The 17,609-nt window shown below is 70.0% G+C and carries 13 protein-coding genes; 1 reads left to right on the forward strand and 12 read right to left on the reverse strand.

Going from position 1 to position 17,609, the window contains the following annotated elements; genetic code table 11:
- Positions 1–4 precede the first annotated feature (4 nt).
- The 8 genes from D7Y04_RS39000 to pgeF form a co-directional block, all read right to left on the reverse strand.
- Complete coding sequence (locus D7Y04_RS39000) at positions 5–583, reverse strand: biopolymer transporter ExbD (RefSeq protein WP_121762623.1); 579 nt, start codon at positions 581–583, stop codon at positions 5–7.
- A 2-nt stretch (positions 584–585) separates the two neighbouring features.
- Complete coding sequence (locus D7Y04_RS39005) at positions 586–1,110, reverse strand: biopolymer transporter ExbD (RefSeq protein WP_120598355.1); 525 nt, start codon at positions 1,108–1,110, stop codon at positions 586–588.
- A 25-nt stretch (positions 1,111–1,135) separates the two neighbouring features.
- Positions 1,136–1,879, reverse strand: coding sequence for a MotA/TolQ/ExbB proton channel family protein (locus D7Y04_RS39010; RefSeq protein WP_370457310.1), 744 nt, complete (start codon positions 1,877–1,879; stop codon positions 1,136–1,138).
- A gap of 175 nt (positions 1,880–2,054) precedes the next feature.
- Entirely contained in the window at positions 2,055–4,652 is a 2,598-nt protein-coding gene (gene topA, locus D7Y04_RS39015; RefSeq protein WP_120598356.1) for a type I DNA topoisomerase, read from the reverse strand.
- Positions 4,653–4,675: 23 nt separating this feature from the next.
- Positions 4,676–5,806, reverse strand: a complete 1,131-nt coding sequence (locus D7Y04_RS39020) for a DNA-processing protein DprA (RefSeq protein WP_121762624.1) — start codon at positions 5,804–5,806, stop codon at positions 4,676–4,678.
- Positions 5,807–5,946: 140 nt separating this feature from the next.
- Positions 5,947–7,161 (reverse strand): LysM peptidoglycan-binding domain-containing protein, encoded by a 1,215-nt coding sequence (locus D7Y04_RS39025; protein WP_121762625.1) that lies wholly within the window; start codon positions 7,159–7,161, stop codon positions 5,947–5,949.
- Between the two features lie 26 nt (positions 7,162–7,187).
- Positions 7,188–8,072 carry a tol-pal system YbgF family protein gene (locus D7Y04_RS39030; protein WP_121762626.1) on the reverse strand — a complete coding sequence of 295 codons (885 nt, stop codon included), beginning with the start codon at positions 8,070–8,072 and terminating at the stop codon, positions 7,188–7,190.
- 82 nt (positions 8,073–8,154) lie between these two features.
- Positions 8,155–8,913, reverse strand: coding sequence for a peptidoglycan editing factor PgeF (gene pgeF / locus D7Y04_RS39035; RefSeq protein ID WP_121762627.1), 759 nt, complete (start codon positions 8,911–8,913; stop codon positions 8,155–8,157).
- Positions 8,914–9,129: 216 nt separating this feature from the next.
- Between pgeF and D7Y04_RS39040 the strand changes: the two genes are divergently transcribed.
- Positions 9,130–11,055 carry a diguanylate cyclase gene (locus D7Y04_RS39040; RefSeq protein WP_121762628.1) on the forward strand — a complete coding sequence of 642 codons (1,926 nt, stop codon included), beginning with the start codon at positions 9,130–9,132 and terminating at the stop codon, positions 11,053–11,055.
- A 30-nt stretch (positions 11,056–11,085) separates the two neighbouring features.
- Here the strand turns inward: D7Y04_RS39040 and D7Y04_RS39045 are convergent, their stop codons facing one another.
- From D7Y04_RS39045 to D7Y04_RS39060, 4 genes are all read right to left on the reverse strand, one after another.
- On the reverse strand, positions 11,086–11,679 hold the full coding sequence (locus D7Y04_RS39045; protein ID WP_121762629.1) for an SGNH/GDSL hydrolase family protein: 594 nt from the start codon (positions 11,677–11,679) through the stop codon (positions 11,086–11,088).
- A 7-nt stretch (positions 11,680–11,686) separates the two neighbouring features.
- Positions 11,687–13,192, reverse strand: a complete 1,506-nt coding sequence (locus tag D7Y04_RS39050; RefSeq protein WP_121762630.1) for a trypsin-like peptidase domain-containing protein — start codon at positions 13,190–13,192, stop codon at positions 11,687–11,689.
- Positions 13,193–13,294: 102 nt separating this feature from the next.
- Positions 13,295–14,884: a glycoside hydrolase family 57 protein gene (locus tag D7Y04_RS39055; RefSeq protein WP_121762631.1), complete on the reverse strand. Its 1,590-nt coding sequence runs from the start codon at positions 14,882–14,884 to the stop codon at positions 13,295–13,297.
- Between the two features lie 26 nt (positions 14,885–14,910).
- Entirely contained in the window at positions 14,911–17,400 is a 2,490-nt protein-coding gene (locus D7Y04_RS39060; protein ID WP_121762632.1) for a DUF4912 domain-containing protein, read from the reverse strand.
- Between the last annotated feature and the right edge of the window lie 209 nt (positions 17,401–17,609).

Raw genomic sequence — 17,609 nt, forward strand, 5'->3', positions numbered from 1 at the left:
GCGGCTAATCCGAGTCGCGCTGGAGCACGATGAAGCGGTAGTTCTGCAGCTCGTTCACGCCCGCCGTGTAGAGCACCGTGAGCAGCAGGTCATACGGGACCATCTTGTCCGCGATGACCGACAGCTCGTGCGTGAAGGGCGCCGCAGGGTTGCGCTCCTCGATGTACTTGAGCTTCTGCACTTCCTTCTTCAGCTGCGCGTCCAACCCGAGCACCAGGCGCTCGCCCTGGAGTTGGTTCGCCGGGATGCGGCCGTTCTCCAGCCGCACCACCTCTTTGTCCCCCACCATGATGTTCTTGGGGGTGATGGTGATGGCCACCGTGTCCTTGGGCGTGGCGCGCGTGGAGGACACCGGCGGCCGGACATCCTCGGACGCGGTGATGGCCGCGGAGGACGACGCGAAGGACTTCAGGAGGAACACCAGGATGATGGTCATCATGTCCATCATCGCGGTGATGTTGAGTTCCTTCACCTCGCTGGCGGCCTCGCGCTCCTTGCGCTTCTTGCGCGCGAGGGCCCGGCGGTAGCGCATGCGCGCGAGCTGGTCGGCTTCTTCGGCGGACGGGGGCGCGGTCTCGGACATGGCTAGAGGACGCCCAGGGTGACGTCGGGGAAGAGCAGCTTGCGCTCGGCGACGGTGCCCGTCGTCTCACGCAGGGCGTCCATCGTCTGGATCAGCGCGTCGTAGGGGATGTCCGGATCCGCCGCGACGATGACCTTCGTCTCCTGCGGGAAGGCGGCCTTGAGCTTCACCATCCGCGCGTTCAACGCGGCGAAGTCGTGCGTGCCATCCGCGCGCAGCGGCACCGACGGCGCCCCACCCTCCGCGGGCGCGGCGTCCGGGCTGTCGCCTCGGATGAAGAGGCCCTTCTGGGAGATGAGCACGGACAGGTTCAGCTTGGGCGCGTCCGCATCGCCGCCCGCCCCCGCGGTGGCGCCGTAGCTGGGCGCGTTCACGTTGAGCGCGCCAAAGGCGGTGAGGCCGGTAATCGACAGCAGCATGAAGATGATGAGGTTCATGAGGATGTCGAGGTACGGGACGATGTTCAGCTCGCCCGCCTCCTCCTCTTCCCTCGGCTTCAGCTTTCGGCGCGAGTAGTGGAACGCCATGGCGTGTCCGGTGCCTTTCGGCGGCTCAAGACGCGGCGCGGACGTCGGAGTCCGAAGGGATGACTTCCAGCGAGCCCCGGCGCGACAGGAGGTTCTCCAGCTTCAGCGCGTTGAGCTCCACCAGCTCCACCATGTTCTTGGAGTAGTTGCTGAAGAACAGGTGCGACACGATGCAGAGCACCGCGATGGAGAGCCCGAAGCCCGTGTTGTACATGGCCTCCGAGATGCCGTTGGAGAGCAGCGCCTGCTTCTGCTCCGCCGGCACGTTGCCCAGCGCGCGGAAGGTGCCGATGAGGCCCACGATGGTGCCGACCAGGCCCACCAGCGTCGCGATGTTCGCGAGCGACCACAGCCACTGCACCCGGCGCGACACGTGCGGCGTGTACTCCGCCAGCGCCTCCTCCACCGCCTTGGCCACTTCCAGCTCACCCCGGTTCGCATTGATCAGCCCCGCGCGGATGACGCGGGCCAGGGGCGAGCGCGGCGCCATGCCGCAGAACTTCACCGCGCGGTCCAGGTTGCCGCTGCGGACCATCTTGTGGACCTGCTCGATGAACGCCGTCGCGTTGAGGCGGTAGCGGAAGAGCAGCGTCACCGCGCGCTCACCAATCACGGCCAGCGAGGCGGCCAGCCAGAACAGGTTCACGAACATGAACGGGCCGCCGGCCTTGAACGCGCCGACGATGAAGTCCCCCAGGCCTCCCGAAGAGGCATGGCCCGCCGCGGCGGGAGCGGCCTCGGCCACCACCACACGCAGCAACTCATTCATGGAGGGAATCATCGCGGACGGCGTCCTTTCGCTGCCCCCGCGCGCACTCCTGCCGCGAAACGGGCAGGAGGCATGCTGGTGGGCCGGGAGCAATCCGGACTTCTAGGACTTCGCCTGCGAAGGTGTCAAGCCAGGGGGCAGAGCCTACCCCCCTGGAATGACTGGGCTTTTGCGCTCAGGCTTCCACGGTGGGCGTGGGAGCAGGCGCTGCCTCCGTGGAAGCCCCCGGAATGGCTGGCTCCACCACTTCGCGGCGGTAGTCGCATTCCTTGTTCGGGCAGGCGATGTAGGCGCCGTCCCGCTTGGAGAACTTCTGCAGGAGGTAGGGCGACGCGCATTGCGGGCAGGCTTCCGCCAGCGGCCGGTCCCACGCGGCGAACTTGCACTCCGGATACCGGTTGCAGCCGAAGAAGATCTTCCCGCGGCCGCTGCGGCGCTCGGTGAGGTAACCCACCTTGCACTCCGGGCAGTTGACGCCAATGGAGATGGGCTTGGACGTCTTGCAGTCCGGGTAGCCCGAGCACGCCATGAAGCGCCCGAACCGGCCGCGCTTGATCACCATGGGCTTGCCGCACTTCTCGCATTTCTCGTCCGTGGTCTCCTCCTCCACGATGACGATCTTGCCCTCGGCGTCCCGCTTGAAGTCCTTGGTGTTCTTGCAGTCGGGGTAGTTCGAGCAGGCGAGGAAGTGGCCCATCTTCCCGAACTTGATGACGAACGGGTTGCCGCACTTCTCGCAGGCGATGTCGGTCTTGATCTCCTCGCGCTTGACGTCGCGCATCTCCGCTTCGGCCTTCTCCAGCGTCTCCTTGAAGGGGCCGTAGAAGTCGTGCAGCACCGTCTTCCAGGACGCGCCGCCGTCGGAGATCTGGTCCAGCTTCTCCTCCATGCTGGCCGTGAACGACACGTCCAGCTCATGGGGGAAGTGCTTCACCAGGAGCTCGTTGGTCATCTGGCCCAGGTCCGTGGGACGGAAGCGGCTCTCCAGCTTCTCCACGTACTTCTTGTCCTGGATGTTGGAGAGGATGGCCGCGTACGTGGACGGACGCCCGATGCCGCGCTCTTCCAGCTCCTTCACCAGCGTCGCTTCGCTGAAGCGCGGAGGCGGCTGGGTGAAGTGCTGTTCGTTGAGCAGCTTGTCCAGCGAGAGGACCTCGCCCTCGTTGAGCGGGGGCAGCTCGCCCACCACGTCCTCGGCGCCCTCTTCACCGGCGGCCTTGGCCTTGTCGCGCTCGGACTCCTCTTCCGGCGTGAGGCCGGCGCCGTAGACGCCCAGGTAGCCGGGGAACTTCAGGGTGCTGCCGGACGCGCGGAAGGTCGCGCGGCCCGCGGTGATGTCCGCGGCCGTCTGATCGTACACGGCGGGCTTCATCTGGCACGCGACGAAGCGGTTCCAGATGAGCTCGTAGAGCCGGAACATGTCCAGCTCGTCCATGGCGTCGAAGAAGGGACGCACGCGCTCGGGCGGGTACTCCAGGGACGTGGGCCGGATGGCCTCGTGCGCGTCCTGGGCGCTCTTGCGGCTCTTGTAGACCATGGGCTCCGGCGGCAGGTAGTCCGCGCCGTACTTCTGGCCAATGAACTCGCGCACCTGCGTCACGGCGTCGTCGGACAGACGCGTGGAGTCCGTACGCATGTACGTGATGAGCGCCGTCTGGCCCTCTTCACCCAGCGGCACGCCTTCGTACAGCTTCTGCGCCAGCGTCATCGTCTTCTTGGCGGTGAAGTGCAGCCGGTTCGCCGCCTCCTGCTGGAGCTTGGAGGTGATGAAGGGCGCGGGCGCGTTGCGGCGCCGCTCCTTGCGGTCCACCTTCGCCACGGTGAAGGGCGCGTCCTTCAGCTCCGCGACGAGCCCGTCCGTGGTGGCGCGGTCCTTGAGCTCCACCTTCTTGCCGTCCACGCGGGACAGCTTCGCCTTGAAGGGCGGCGGCCCCTGCGGGCCCTGCACCAGCGCGTCCAGCGTCCAGTACTCCTCGGGCTGGAACGCCTTGATCTCCGCCTCGCGCTCGACGATGAGGCGCACCGCCACGGACTGCACGCGGCCGGCGGACAGGCCCCGGCGGATCTTCTTCCAGAGCAGCGGCGAGATTTGATAGCCGACGAGCCGGTCCAGGATGCGGCGCGTCTGCTGCGAGTCGTAGTTGTCCTGGTTGAGCTGGCGCGGCTGCGCGATGGCGTCCTGCACGGCGCGCTTGGTGATCTCGTTGAAGGTCACCCGCAGGGAGTCCGGGTGGCCCAGCTCCTCCTTGATGTGCCAGGCGATGGCCTCGCCCTCGCGGTCGGGGTCCGTCGCCAGGAAGACGCGGTCCACCGTCTTGGCCATCTTCTTCAGCTCGTTGAGGACCTTCTCCTTGCCCTTGATGACCGTGTACTCGGGCTTGAAGTCGTCCTCCACGTCGACGCCAATCTTGCTCTTGGGCAGATCCTTCACGTGCCCCACGGACGCCTTCACCGTGTAGCCGGAGCCCAGGTACTTCTTGATGGTCTTCGCCTTGGCGGGCGACTCCACCACCACCAGGTAGTGCGGGCCCTTGCCACGGCGCTCGGGCACTTCCTCTTCGGCGTCCGCGTCCGCGTCCACGGTGGGAAGCTCTTCGGCGTCCGCGCCACGGCGACGGGCCGCCGTCTTCTTCTTGGCGGTCGTCTTCTTCGCCGCCGTCTTCTTCTTGGCGGCCTTCTTGGCCGCCGGCTTCTTCGCAGCCGCCTTCTTGGGCGTCTCCTCCTCCGCCGCCGCCTCCGTCTGCGCCGCCTGTGTCTTCTTCCGCGTGGCCATGGCTCTCCTACCTCGAACTGCCTCTAGACCTTCTCGTACCGTTTACCCGGGTGCTGGACCACCAGCCCCGACAATTCCAACTCCACCAGGGCGCTCGTGAGCGCCGCGGGCGACAGCGGGCTTGCGGCGAGCACCTCGTCAAACGAACGGGGAGCCCGGTCCAACAACCCATAGGCCCCGCGCGCTTCCGCCGACAGCGCCTCCCACCACCCACTGTCCCGCCCCGCAGGCACCGCGCGGACCGGGTGAACGCCCACCACCGCACAAATCGATTCCGCGGACGTACATGCGCGGGCCAGCCCGTCCGCCAGCAGGGCGTTGCAGCCCGCCGCGGCCGGCTGCCAGACGTCCCCGGGCAGCGCGAACACCGGCCGGCCCTGCACCCGCGCCGCCTCCGCCGTGTACAGGGCCCCGGAACCCTCCCCCGCCCGCATCACCAGCACCGCATCCGACGCGCCAGCGATGAGCCGGTTGCGCCGGGGGAAGGTCGTCGTGCTCGCCCGGACCCCCGGCGGCAGCTCGCTGAAGTACACCCCTCCCCGCTCCAGGAAGTGGGGCAGCATCCGGGCCTGGGCGGGGTCCAACGCGTCCAGCGCGGAGCCCAGGAAGGCCCACGTTTCCGCGCCCACGTCCAGCGCGCCCCAGTGGCAGGCCCGGTCCACGCCCTCCGCCGCGCCCGACACCACCCCCACCCCGGACTCCGCCACCTTTCGGGCGAAGGAGCGAGCGAACGGCAGGAAGCCCTGATCCGGATGGCGGCTGCCCACCATCGCCAGCCTGCGGCGGGGAGGCCCCGGGTTGCCCAGGAAGAACAGCAGCGGGGGCGCGTCCTCCAGCCCCACCATCCGGGCGGGATAGGCCGGCGAGCCCGCGAAGGCCACCTGGAGTCCCGTCCGGGCGCAGGCCTCTTCCATCCGGGACGCCAGGGAGTCCAGCGATGCGACGGCGGCCAGCCGCTGGCGGACGGTCGCGGGCACCGGCACGTCCGCCACCCAGTCCCGCACGGGCGTGGACACGAGCCGGGACAGCGCCCCACCGGCGAACGCGCGCACGGCGTCCAATGCCCGGGGCCCCAGGCCAGCAATGGCCCAGAGCGCCAGGGTGGCGCGCTGCTCGTCCCAGTGTAGGTGCGTATCCGTGTTTGTGTCCGCCATGCCGTCCCCGCCTGTTTCCCACCTATATAGAGGTGGTCCCGGGAGGGGCGTGACACATAACACCGGTTCTTCGGGGGTCAAGCGACCCGCCCTTCCCGGGCGGGTCGGAATGCAGCATTCCTGCCGATCGCCGCCTTGGGTCAGCGGCTGGCGGTGGGCGTTCCGGACTTGCGCATGGTGGCGCGGTCGCCGGCGGAGATCTCCACCATGGACCGGGTCATCAGGCAGTTGGAGGTGCGCTCACGCACTTCGGTGACCATGCACTGGGCCACGGCCTCCCAGGGGTAGGCCTTCTGCTCCTTGCCCGCGTCGCCCATCTTGTAGTCGCTGCGACCGAGCACGTCCTTGCTGGGGTCGCCGCGGCGCTCGATGGTGAAGGTGTTGCCCACCTGGACGCCGTCCGCGGTGCCGCGGTCCACGACGATGAAGTTGTGCTCGCCCAGCAGCGTCTGGCCCGGCGTCATCGGCGTGAGCACGAAGCCGGGGATCTCCTTGCTGTTCGGCTTGGGGGCGATGCGCTCCGACAGCTTCTCGCTGGAGGGGCCCACCAGGTCGCCACGGGAGATGGGGTCCCACGTCTCCATGATGCGGGCGGTGACCACGTCGTTGTTGATGGAGACGACCTGCACCGTGCCCAGCAGCTCCGTGAGGTAGCCCGTGCGCGCGTTGGAAACCGGGTGCTTCACCTCTTCCACGGTGTGGAAGATGACGTAGCGGTCGCCCACCTTGGCGGCGCCACGCTTCTTGAAGCGCAGGTAGACCTTCTCCGGGGCGGAGAGCATCAGCGCCTCGGAGGTCGAGCCCTCGATGCGGCCCGCCTCGTCCAGCTCGCGCGTCGTCACGAAGCCCTTGGTCGTCACCGGGCTGGAGGCGGACGGGTCGAAGCCGATCTTCCCGACCACCGACACCAGGCGGCCGCCGCTCACGTCCGTGGGCGCCACCACGTCGTCGGAGGGCAGGTCACCGGCCTCCACGCGCGAGGGCACCTCCTCGCCACCGGGGAAGAACTTCACGTTGTTGCCCGGGTAGATCCAGTGCGGGTTGGCGATCTGCGGGTTGTAGGACCAGACCTTGGGCCAGTACCAGGGGCTGCCCAGGTAGCGCTGGGACAGGTCCCACAGCGTGTCGCCCGTCTCCACCGTGTGCACCTGGCCGGGCGCGCTCTCACGGCCCTGCGCGGCGCCGGGCGGCAGCGTGACGGAGGTGGGGCGCTGCTCCACATCGTCGGAGATGTCCTGCCCTTCCGTCTCGGAGGACGACTGGGATTCATCCTCCTGCGCGTCCTGGGCGAAAGCCGTCCATGCCGGCGCGACGGTGAGGGGCACGAGCAGGGAGGCAAGGATCCGGGAGCGCATCGGACGACGTCCTTTCACAAAAGGGCTTACGGCGAGAGCGCGGCGAGCCGCTGCTCCGCCTGCGTGGCGGCGGCCGTCCCCGGGAACTGGGTGACGACGCGGGTATAGAGGGCTCGGGCATCCACGGCCTGGTTCAGCCGCACCCGGCACTCCGCGAGCCGAAGCATGCCGTCCTGGACGGCATCCCCAGCGGGGTAGTTCTTGATGAGCTTCTCGAACGTCTTGGCCGCGCCGGCCGCGTCCTTGAGCCCCATCTGGCCCAGGCCGCTGAAGTACAGGGCGTTGTCGGCGCGAGGGTGGCGCGGGTTCTCCGCCGCGAAGCGCGTGAGCGTCTCCACGCCGCCATCCACGTTGCCGGTGCGCAGCATGGACACCGCGCGCTCGTACTCGGCGTCGAGGATGTCCGGATCCTTCTCCGGCGGCTCCATGCGAGTGGCCGTGGTGGAGGCCATCGAGCCTCCCAGGCTGACCGAGCCCGTCCCCGACGAGCCCTCCACCGGGGAGATGAACATCTCCATCTGGTCGGTGTCCGGCTCCATCACCGCCACCGCCGTGTTGATGCGCGGCGCGGGTTCCTTCTTCGGCTTGAGCCGCACCACCGTCAGCTCCGCCGGCGCCAGCCCCAGCGGCTCGCCCACTTCCGGCGAGGCGGCCTCCGGCTTCGCGCTCGCGGTGGCCTTCGGGGACGACGCGGCGGGGGCCGGAGCTGCGGCGCGGGCGCGCGAGACGGCGTCGCGATTCTCCAACCGCTCCAGGCGCTCGATCAGCGACGACTGGGCCGCGCGCAGCGTGCGCACCTCGGCCTCCAGCCGGCCCACTTCCGTCTGCGAAGCAGCGGTGGTGGCACAGGCGGTCGGCGCGGACAGCGCGACGGCGGCAAACAGGCGGAAGAGGAAGGGACGCACCGGCACGAGCCTGGACGGAGGGAATTCCAGGTCGAGGATAGGAAGGCCGGTCGGAGACCGTCAAGAAAACGACCCCGGCGGGCCTCCGCTAGAAGCGGTGCAGCACGAAGTTGAGGTGCCGCCCTGTGCGCCCCGCGTCCCGGCGGTGGGAGAAGAACCGCTCTGGATCACACGCCGTACAGGCCTGTAGCACGTCCACCTGCCCCGGCTTCAGCCCCGCCTTTGTGAGGGACGCCTTCACCGCGAGTGGAAGATCCAGGTGCGGCCTGGCTCCCGTGCGGACGACATCCGAGCCGAAGCGCGCGCGGAAGCGGTCGCCCAGCTCCGGGGACACCTCGTAGCAGCACGCCTGGATGCAGGGGCCCACCGCCGCGAGCAGGTCCTCCGGCCGGCTGCCCCGGGCTACCAGCGCCTCCACCGTGCGGGCGCTGATCTCCAGGTCCGTGCCCTTCCATCCGGAGTGCACCGCCGCCACGCGCCGGGCTCGCGGATCCACGATCAGCACCGGCACGCAGTCCGCGGTGCCCACCGCCACCCAGCTGCCCTCCCCTTCCGTCCACAGCGCGTCCGCCTCGCCCAACGTGGGGCGCAGCAGTTCGTCGGCTTCGCCGCGCGCCTCCAGCACCGTGTCGCCGTGCACCTGCGACACCCGGCAGAGCGCGCCCACACGCGCGCCCGCGGCCTGGGCCAGCCGCCGGTGGTTCTCCTCCACGCGGGGACGCTCGTCGCCCACGGAGAAGCCCAGGTTCAGGGACGCGTAGGGCCCTTCGGACACCCCACCCGCGCGCGTGGCGAAGCCGTGGGGCACCGGCAGCAGCGCGGAGGTGAGGAACACGGACGGGGACATGGGCGGAACTCCTCTTTCCGGACGCGGTCTTCGGGACTACCGCCACCGTGCCACGGGTACAGCCCGTGAAAACAGGAACATGCCGAGGAACAACACCCCCGTTTCAATATTTCGACACCGGTACGTTTGACAGGGCGTGTCATGCCCCTGACAATTTTGAACACTCCGTCACTCGCGGACAGAACGCGAGTGCACGAAGCACACTGCGCCCCGCACATGGCCCTCGGTTCCGAGACGATTGGCAGGAAGCTCTTGTGGAGCATCGCGCTGCCCGGGTTGGTGGTGGCGCTCCTGGGCGTGGGGCACTTCTCGCGCGAAGCCCGGCAGGCGGTGCGTGAAGGCACGCACCTGGAGGCGCTCGCGTTGGCGGAGGCCGTCGCCTCCACCTTCACGCTGCCGCAGGCTCCGGGTGCGGCACCGCATGGCGCGGTCGCGGACGTGCTGTCGTCGGACACGCGGCTGTTCCGCTCCGTGGAGGACCTGCGGGTCCTGACGCCGGACGGGCGCATCCGGTGGAGCAGGCGGCCGGCCGAGCAGGGCCATCCGCATCCGGAGGCTGCGCGGCTGTCCGCGACGGGGCCGGAGACGGCGCGCTCCAGCGACCACGGCACGGAGGTGGTGCGGCCCCTGGGCGGTCCCGAGTGTTCCGGCTGTCACACCGGCGAGGCCGCGCAGCGCATGGGCGTTCTTCAAGTGCGCATGGGCGAGCCCGCGCTGACCCGCCAGCTCCAGACGGTGTTCCAGGACGCGCTCGGCGCGATGGTGCTCTTCGTGGGCATCCTGGGGCTCGTCACGTGGCTGTCCCTGCGCTTCGTGCTCACCGCGCCGCTCAAGCGGCTGAGCGAGGCCATGGGCCGCGCGGCCGACGGCGACCTGCTGGTGCGCGCGGAGGCCCGGAGCACGGACGAGATTTCCCGGCTGGGCGCGGCCTTCAACCAGATGCTCGCGCGGCTCACCTCCATGAAGGTGGAGGAGATCGACACGCACCGCGACCTGCAGCTGGTGAAGGAGAAGCTGGCGCTGAAGGACGAGCTGGAGGAGCGCCTGACGGAGCTTTCGCTGCTGTTCGACGTGGCCCGTTCGCTCAACACCACGCTGGAGTTGGACGAGCTCCTGTCGCGCATCACCCGCCTGGTGGTGGAGCGCCTGCACATCCCGGACTTCTCCATCATGCTCCTCAACGAGGAGGGCATGCTGGAGGTGAAGCACGCGTGGCCGCAGGGCCGGGGCCTGGAGGGCCACACCTTCGCCATGGGCGAGGGCGCGTGCGGCCGGGCCGCCCAGACGCGCAAGGCCGTGTACCTGCCGGACCTGACGGACAGCACCAGCATCTTCGCGCGGCGCGGGCTGCGCGGCGGCTCGGAGCACGGCTCGCTGCTGGCGGTGCCCATGGTGCACGCGGACACGCTCCTGGGCGTCATCAACTTCCAGCGCCCGGAGACGGCGAGCATCTCCGCGGAGGAGATCGAGCTCTTCACCGCGGTGGCGGATCAGGCCGCGACGGCGGTGACGAACGCGCGCCTGCACGCGGAGACGGTGAAGCTCACGCTGACGGACGCGCTCACGGGCGTGCCCAACCGCCGCCACCTCTTCCAGCGGCTGGACCTGGAGCTGGCGCGAGCCCAGCGCTTCGGCGTGCCGCTGGCGCTGCTGATGGTGGACGTGGACCACTTCAAGCGGCTCAACGACCTGGCCGGACACCGCGCCGGGGACGAGACGCTGCGCCGGGTCTCCGACGTGCTCCGGACCCGCGCGCGCAAGGTGGACACGCTGGGGCGCTACGGCGGCGAGGAGTTCGTGCTGCTGCTGCCGCAGGTGTCCAAGGCCACGGCGGTGGAGGTGGCGGAGACGCTGCGCCGCGCGGTGGCGGACTCCGTCACGCTCAGCCGCCCGGGGCTGCCCGGGGGCCACGTCACGGTGTCCATCGGCGTCTCGCACTTCCCCACGGACGCGTCGGCGCAGGACATGCTCGTGGATTGCGCGGACTCGGCGCTCTATTGCAGCAAGCGCACGGGCCGCAACCGCGTGACGGCGTTCGAGGCCGGCATGGAGGTCCACCCCGGACGCGAGCGCAGCATCAGCGCGCCGCCCACGGACGCGCCCTCCACGCCGCCCGCGCCCTCCGGCATCGCGAAGGCCTGAGCGCGGGGCGCCAGGGCGCCCTGCCCTGCGCTACCGCTGCACGAGCGTGCGGACCACGGGGAGCATCAGGTCCGCCCACTCCTCGTAGCCCACCGCGGACGGGTGGAAGCCATCCGAGCAGAAGAAGTCCGGGCGCCGGGGGATCATCTCCCGGCTGGCGGTGAACAGGTCCACCAGGTGCAGCCCGTGCGCGCGAGCCACGGAGGCGATGGCCTGGTTGAACGGCTCGATGCGCCCTTCGTACAGCGCGCTGGGCACCATCTTCGCCACCGGCGCGAGCGCCATGTCCGCCAGGTTCACCACCACCATGGACGCGCCGGTCTGCTTCAGCCGCCGGGCGATGCGGTCCAGGTCGTCCTGGAACTCCGCCACCTCGGTGCCTCGCCAGACGTCGTTGGTGCCCACGCCCAGGGTGATGAGCGTGGGCTGCAACGCGACGACGCGCTTGAGGGCGTTGTTGACGATGTCGCGCACGCGCGCGCCGCTCTGCCCCAGGTTGGTATGGCCCACGGGCAGGCCGTCCTTGCGGAGGCGGGAGGCGAGCCGGTCGGGATAGCCCCCGCCCTGCGACGCCCCCACCCCCACCGCCGTGCTGTCACCCAACGAGACGTAGTTGACGCTCATCCCCAGCTCAAGGAACGGTCAGCGCGCGCAGCAGGCGTCCGCCGCCCGGGCCGGCCACGCGCAAGAGCAGCGTGCTGCCCTTGGGCGCGGCGCGGATGGCCGCGGCCAACTCCTTCGCGCTCGCGATGGGCTTCTTGTTCGCCTCCACCACCAGCATACCCGGCGTCAGCTGCGCGCGGTCCGCGGGCGAGCCCGGGACGATGTCCGTGATCAGCGCGCCGGCGCGCTCGGTGAAGCCCGCCTGGGACGCCGTGCGGGCATCCAGGTCCTGCAGGGACACGCCCACGCGGCGCGAGCTGTCCTGCTCGTCGGTAGCACCCGGCTTCTTCTTGGACAGGCCCTCCAGGTCCGGCCGGGTGCCCATGGTCACCTTGATGTCCTGCTTCTTGCCGTCGCGGAAGAGGGTCAGCGTCGCGACGGTGTTGGGCTTCTTGAGCGCCACGGTGCGGGTGAGGTCGCTGTCGGAGCGCACCTGCTTGCCGTCCACGGCCACCACCACGTCGTCCGGCTTGAGCCCGGCCTTCGCCGCCGGGGAGTCGGGGGTGATCTGCGTGAGGATGGCGCCCTCGCTCACCGACAACTTCAGCGCCTGGCCCAGCTCGCGAGTGAGGGGCTGGATGCCCACGCCCAGCCAGCCGCGCGTGACGGCGCCCTCCTTCTCCAGCTGAGGCAGCAGCGCCTTGATGAGGTTGCTGGGCACGGAGAAGCCGATGCCCGTGCCGCCGCCGACGATGGCGGTGTTGATGCCCACCACCTCGCCCTTCATGTTGAAGAGCGGGCCGCCGGAGTTGCCGGGGTTGATGGCCGCGTCCGTCTGCAGGAAGTCGTCGTAAACGCTGGCGCCAATCTCCCGGGCGCGAGCGGACAGGATGCCCACGCTCACGCTGGAGGCCAGGCCGAACGGGTTGCCGATCGCCAGCACCCAGTCACCCACGCGCACGGCGTCGGAGTCCCCCAGCTTCACGGTGGGGAGCTGATCCACCTTCTCCTTGATCTTCACCACGGCCACGTCGGTGAGCGGGTCCCGGCCCACCACCTCGCCCGAGAACGAACGGCCGTCGTCCAGGCGGATGGTGATGGTGACCGCGTCCTCGATGACGTGGTTGTTGGTGAGAACCAAACCCTTGGGGTCGATGATGAAGCCGGACCCGGCGCCCTGGCGGATCTGCTCGCGCTCGCTGCGTCCGCCGCCGCGGCCCCGCCCGTTGCCTCCGAAGAAGCGGTCGAAGAGCGGGTTGTCCTCCATGCCTTCCGGCACTTCCGGACGGGCCTGCACGTCCACGTTCACCACGGCGGACTTCACCGACTCCACCAGGGGCGCCAGCGAGGCCAGCGACTGGGCCTCACGCGTGGCGGGCTGGAGGTTGCCGGCCTGACCGGAGGCCGCCTGCTGCGTCTTGGGCGCGGCCGGCTGCTGGGGAGCGGGAGCCTGCGCGAGGGCGAGCGTGGGCGACGCCAACACCAGCACGGCGGCCACGAACTTGCGACGGGACGAAGGGAGCGTGTGGGTCATGGATTTCCTCAACCTAAAGCGGAAACGAAGCCCCGCAACCGGAACGACGGTGTCCGGTGACGGAAGGTGAACCCCCAGCCCGGCCGCCTGTTCCCGAACCGCTCAACCGGGCCGGTAGACGCGGTAATCCAGCTCGGGGAACAGGTTGTTGCGGCCTTCGACGTGGGACAGCCAGGACTCGTCGATGGTTCCAGCGCGCACCTGGTCGTGCAGGCGCAGGAAGCGCTGCAGGTGCTCCTTCGTGCGGCGCACGGCGTAGTCCACCATGGTGCCGGTCTTCATGATGAAGGCCCAATCGGAGGCCTGCGCCAGCAGCAGCTCACGAGCGGCCTGGTTCAGCGCCCGGCGCTTGAGGGACGACGCGTCCGGGAAGTCCCGGGCCAGCTCCACCATCTGCCGCGCGGCGTGGTTCAAGTGCCGGTAGATCCAGTCGTTGGTCCCATCCAGCCACATGTTCGCGTAGCCGCCCGCGCCCCAGGACGACAGGGGCGGCGTGGCCACCTGGTTCTCCGGGTGCTCGCGCAGGTCGTCCAGCGGGCTGATGAGCTGGATGCGGCTGGGGTTGCGCGCGGCCTGGCGGATGAGGGCGTCGATGAAGTGGGGACCCTCGAACCACCAGTGGCCGAAGAGCTCCGCGTCATAGGGCGCGACGACCACGGGCTTGCGGCCTCCCATGCGCGACGCGAGGTATTCGAACTGGCGCTCGCGGTTGAAGAGGAAGTTGCCCGCGTGGACCCAGGCGCGCTCGCGGGCGGCGGCCGGGTCGTAGGGCTGCTTGTCGTTCGTCTTGCCGGTGATGCGGAAGTACTTGAAGCCGGTGTTCTTGCGGTCGCCGGTGGGCTGGATGAAGGGCCGGATGTAGTCCAGGTCCAGGTCCCAGCCGATGTCCCGGTAGAACTCGCGGTAGACGGGGTCGCCGGGGTAGCCGTGCTCGGTGCTCCAGACCTGCTGGCTGCTCTCCGGGTCGCGCGCGAAGGCGGCCACGCCGGGCTCGGTGAAGATGGGCGCGTAGGGGCCATGCAGCGGGCGGGGCGTGGCGTCCGTGAGCGCGTGCGTGTCCGCGAAGAAGTAGCGGATGCGCTCGGCGGAGAGGATGCGCTCCAGGCCCGGGTAGTAGCCGCACTCGGCCAGCCAGATGCCGGCGGGGTCGCGGCCGAAGTTCTGGCGGTAGTGGTTCGCCGCCACCGTCACCTGCGCGCGCACGGCCTCCGGCGTCTGCTGCATGAGCGGCAGGAAGCCGTGGGTCGCGTTGCAGGTGAGGATGTCCAGGTGGCCGGAGTCCTGGAGCCTGCGGAACGCGGCCACCAGGTCGCGCCGGTAGTGGTTGTGGTACGCGAGCCGCAGCGATTCGAAGTGGTCGCGGTGGAAGACGGCCAGCGGGTGGAAGGTGGAGTCGTCCCGGGTACGGTGCACCTCGCGGGCGCCCAGCTCGCAGAGCGAATCCAGCCGCCGGGCGTAGCGCTCCCGCAGCAGGTCGTCGTTGAGCATCGACACGAGCGTGGGCGAGAGCGTCATCGTCACCCGGAAGGGGACGCGGTCCTCGACCAGTCGGTCGAACACGCGCAGCAGCGGCAGGTACGTCTCGGAGATGGCTTCGTAGAGCCAGTCCTCCTCGAGGAAGTCTTCGTACTCAGGGTGGCGAACGAACGGCAGGTGCGCGTGAAGAACCAGCGCGAGGGAGCCCAGGCTCATAGGTCGGTCGGAGAGGCCGTGCGGGTTCACTTCCGTCCACGGCGCGAGGGCCGGGACTTGGAGGATTTGGAGCCCGAGGGCTTGGGCTCCGGTGGTTTCTGGGCCGCCTTCGGAGGCGGAGACTTCGCGGCGTCCGCCTTGGGAGCCACGGCGCTAGAAGCCGCCGGGGTCTCCACCTTCGGGGCCGGAGCCTCGACTTGCGCGGGCGGAGTGCGCGGAGCCTCGGCCTTCGCGGGCGAGGGGCTCGCGGAAACGGAGGCCAGTGCGGCCCGTCGCGCGGCCTCGCGGGCCTTGTCGAGGGCACGCTGTTCGGACGCGGAGGGACCGCGCGCCACGCTCAAGGCCCACGGGTCCTTGGGAGGCTCCGGCTCCGTGGGCCGCCACGAATCCGTGGTGGCCGCACCATGCGTCGATGGGCCGGACGGGAACGAACCCTCGGCCCCCACTGGAGCCGATGTCGACGAGAGGTCCCGTGCTTCGAGCAGGTCACCCCGTGAGTTCGGGGCCTCCGGAGACCAGGCATCCGAGCGCCCGGCCGCACGTAGTGCCCCGGACTGATCCGATGCGCCCGTCGCGCGATCCGCGGACAGGTAGCGCTGATCCGATGCGCCCGCCGCCCGAGGCACGGTCAGGTATTGCTGATCCGAAGCGCCCGTGGCGCGATCCACGGACAGGTAGCGCTGATCCGAAGCGCCCGCCGCACGCGACACGGTGAGGTACTGCTGGTCCGAAGCCCCTGCGGCACGAGGCACGCTCAAGTACTGCTGGTCCGACGCACCCGCAGCGCGAGGCACGCTCAAGTACTGCTGGTCCGAAGCGCCTGCGGCACGAGGCACGGTGAGGTACTGCTGGTCCGAGGTCCCCGGCGCACGCTGCACGCCCTGGGCCCCCTGCCCTCCTGCCACGTACCGCTGGTCCGAAGCGCCGGGTGCACGCGACACCTCCAGATAGCGGTACTCCGAAACGCCGCCCGGTAGCAGCGTCTGCCCGTGCCGCTGATCCGAAGCGCCCGTCGCGCGATCCACGGACAGGTAGCGCTGATCCGAAGCACCCGGAGCGCGCGGCACCTCCAGGTACGAAGGGCCCGCGACGTCTCCACCGTAGCGCTGGTCCGAAGCGGCCGGAGCCCGATCCACATCCAGGTAGCGCTGATCCGACGCCCCGGGTGCACGCGACGGGGCCAGCACCGCGCCCTCACCGAGCGTCGCCTCTCCCACGCGCGCGTACTGCTGGTCGGACGCCCCCGGCGCTCGCGGCGCGCTCTCCAGATAGGCCTCTTCCGCGTAGCGCTGGTCCGAAGCCCCAGGGACGCGCGGCGCATCGACATAGGCTTCGGTGCGCTCGCGGTGGACCTCCGGCACGTCCGCCAACCCGGCGCTCCCCGGCAGCCGCACCCGGCGCCAGGTGACGTATTCGCGCTCCTCCACCCCAGGGACGCGCACGGACGCCGCGGTGGGGACGGCTTCGCGCGACCGGTCCACCACCGGCGGAGGCGGCATGCGCAGGAACCGGATGGACGTGTCCGCCGACGGTCCCGCGGGCGGCAGCGTGGCCCGATTGGACGAATGTCCAATGCGGCGCGACCGGCCATCCGAACCGACGAAGTGCGCCTCCACCCGGTACGTGCGCCCGGGCGTCATGCCCTGCAGATAGAAGCTGCGCGACTCCAGCGCGAAGTCCACCTCGCGCGACACGCCCTCGCCGTCGAACACCCTCATCACCGCGCGAGGCGCCGGCAGGTCGTCCAGCGCCCGGCTCCGGCTCGCGTCACTGAAGTCCCAGAAGACGAAGAGCGTGTGCGGATCCCTCGCGAGCAGCACCATCGCGTCGTCCTGGTAGTCCAGGGGCAGCATGGCCAGATGCTCGTTGCGCTCGGGCGACGCGTCCGCCGGAGGAAGGCGCGGCGCCTGCTCCTCCAGAAGGTGATGGCGGCGCGCCTCCTTCTCACCCGCCATCTTCGTCACGAAGAACCCCTCCACCAGGGGCTCGGCGGCGTGCGGCGGCTCGCTCGCGGGCGCGGGCTGCGCGGCGGCGGGCTGGTCCCCCTTGGGAGAACTCGACGGGCGCGGCGTGGGCGCCTCCGGCGACTGGGACACCGTGTCCTCGTCGTCCGGGTCGCGGCGCGCCTTCTCGCGGGCGGGGAACGTCACCACGCGCGCGGGCCGCGTCCTGGGGCCGCCGCTGGGCTCCGTGATGGGCTCCTCGGAAAGTTCTCGTGCCTGCGGCGCGGCGGCGCTTTCGGGCGGAGGCAGGGGGACGGACTCGGACGTCGGGCCCTTGGCGGAGCGGGAATCCGCAGGGCCGGAATCCAGCGTCCGCTCCTCGCCGCCCACGTCACCGGAGCCGCGCCGGGACGTCGCCAGGCCGGCCATGCGCGCGAGCCGCCCCAGGGCGGGAATGCGCTCGGCCAGCGAGGTGACCAACTCCCGCCCGCGGGACGCGCCAGCTCCCTCCCGGAGGTATTTCCGGGCCAGCTGCCGCAGGTAGCTCACGGTGACGCCCTTCCGCTCATCCATGGACACCTCGCCTCGTTATGACGCGGCATACAGGGGGTCAACGCATCCGTCACGGGATGTGTTGTTCCGCCGACCCCCTTCAACTTCTGTCACGACCGATGACACCTCACCCCTGTCCAAGTATCCTGCGACCGCTTGAGCGACCTGCCCAGACTTCTCCTGTGCAGCTTTGACGTCATCCCCGGCCCGTCTGGCTCCTCACGCCGACT

The organism is Corallococcus sp. AB038B, assembly GCF_003668955.1.
GTDB classification, from domain to species: domain Bacteria; phylum Myxococcota; class Myxococcia; order Myxococcales; family Myxococcaceae; genus Corallococcus; species Corallococcus exiguus.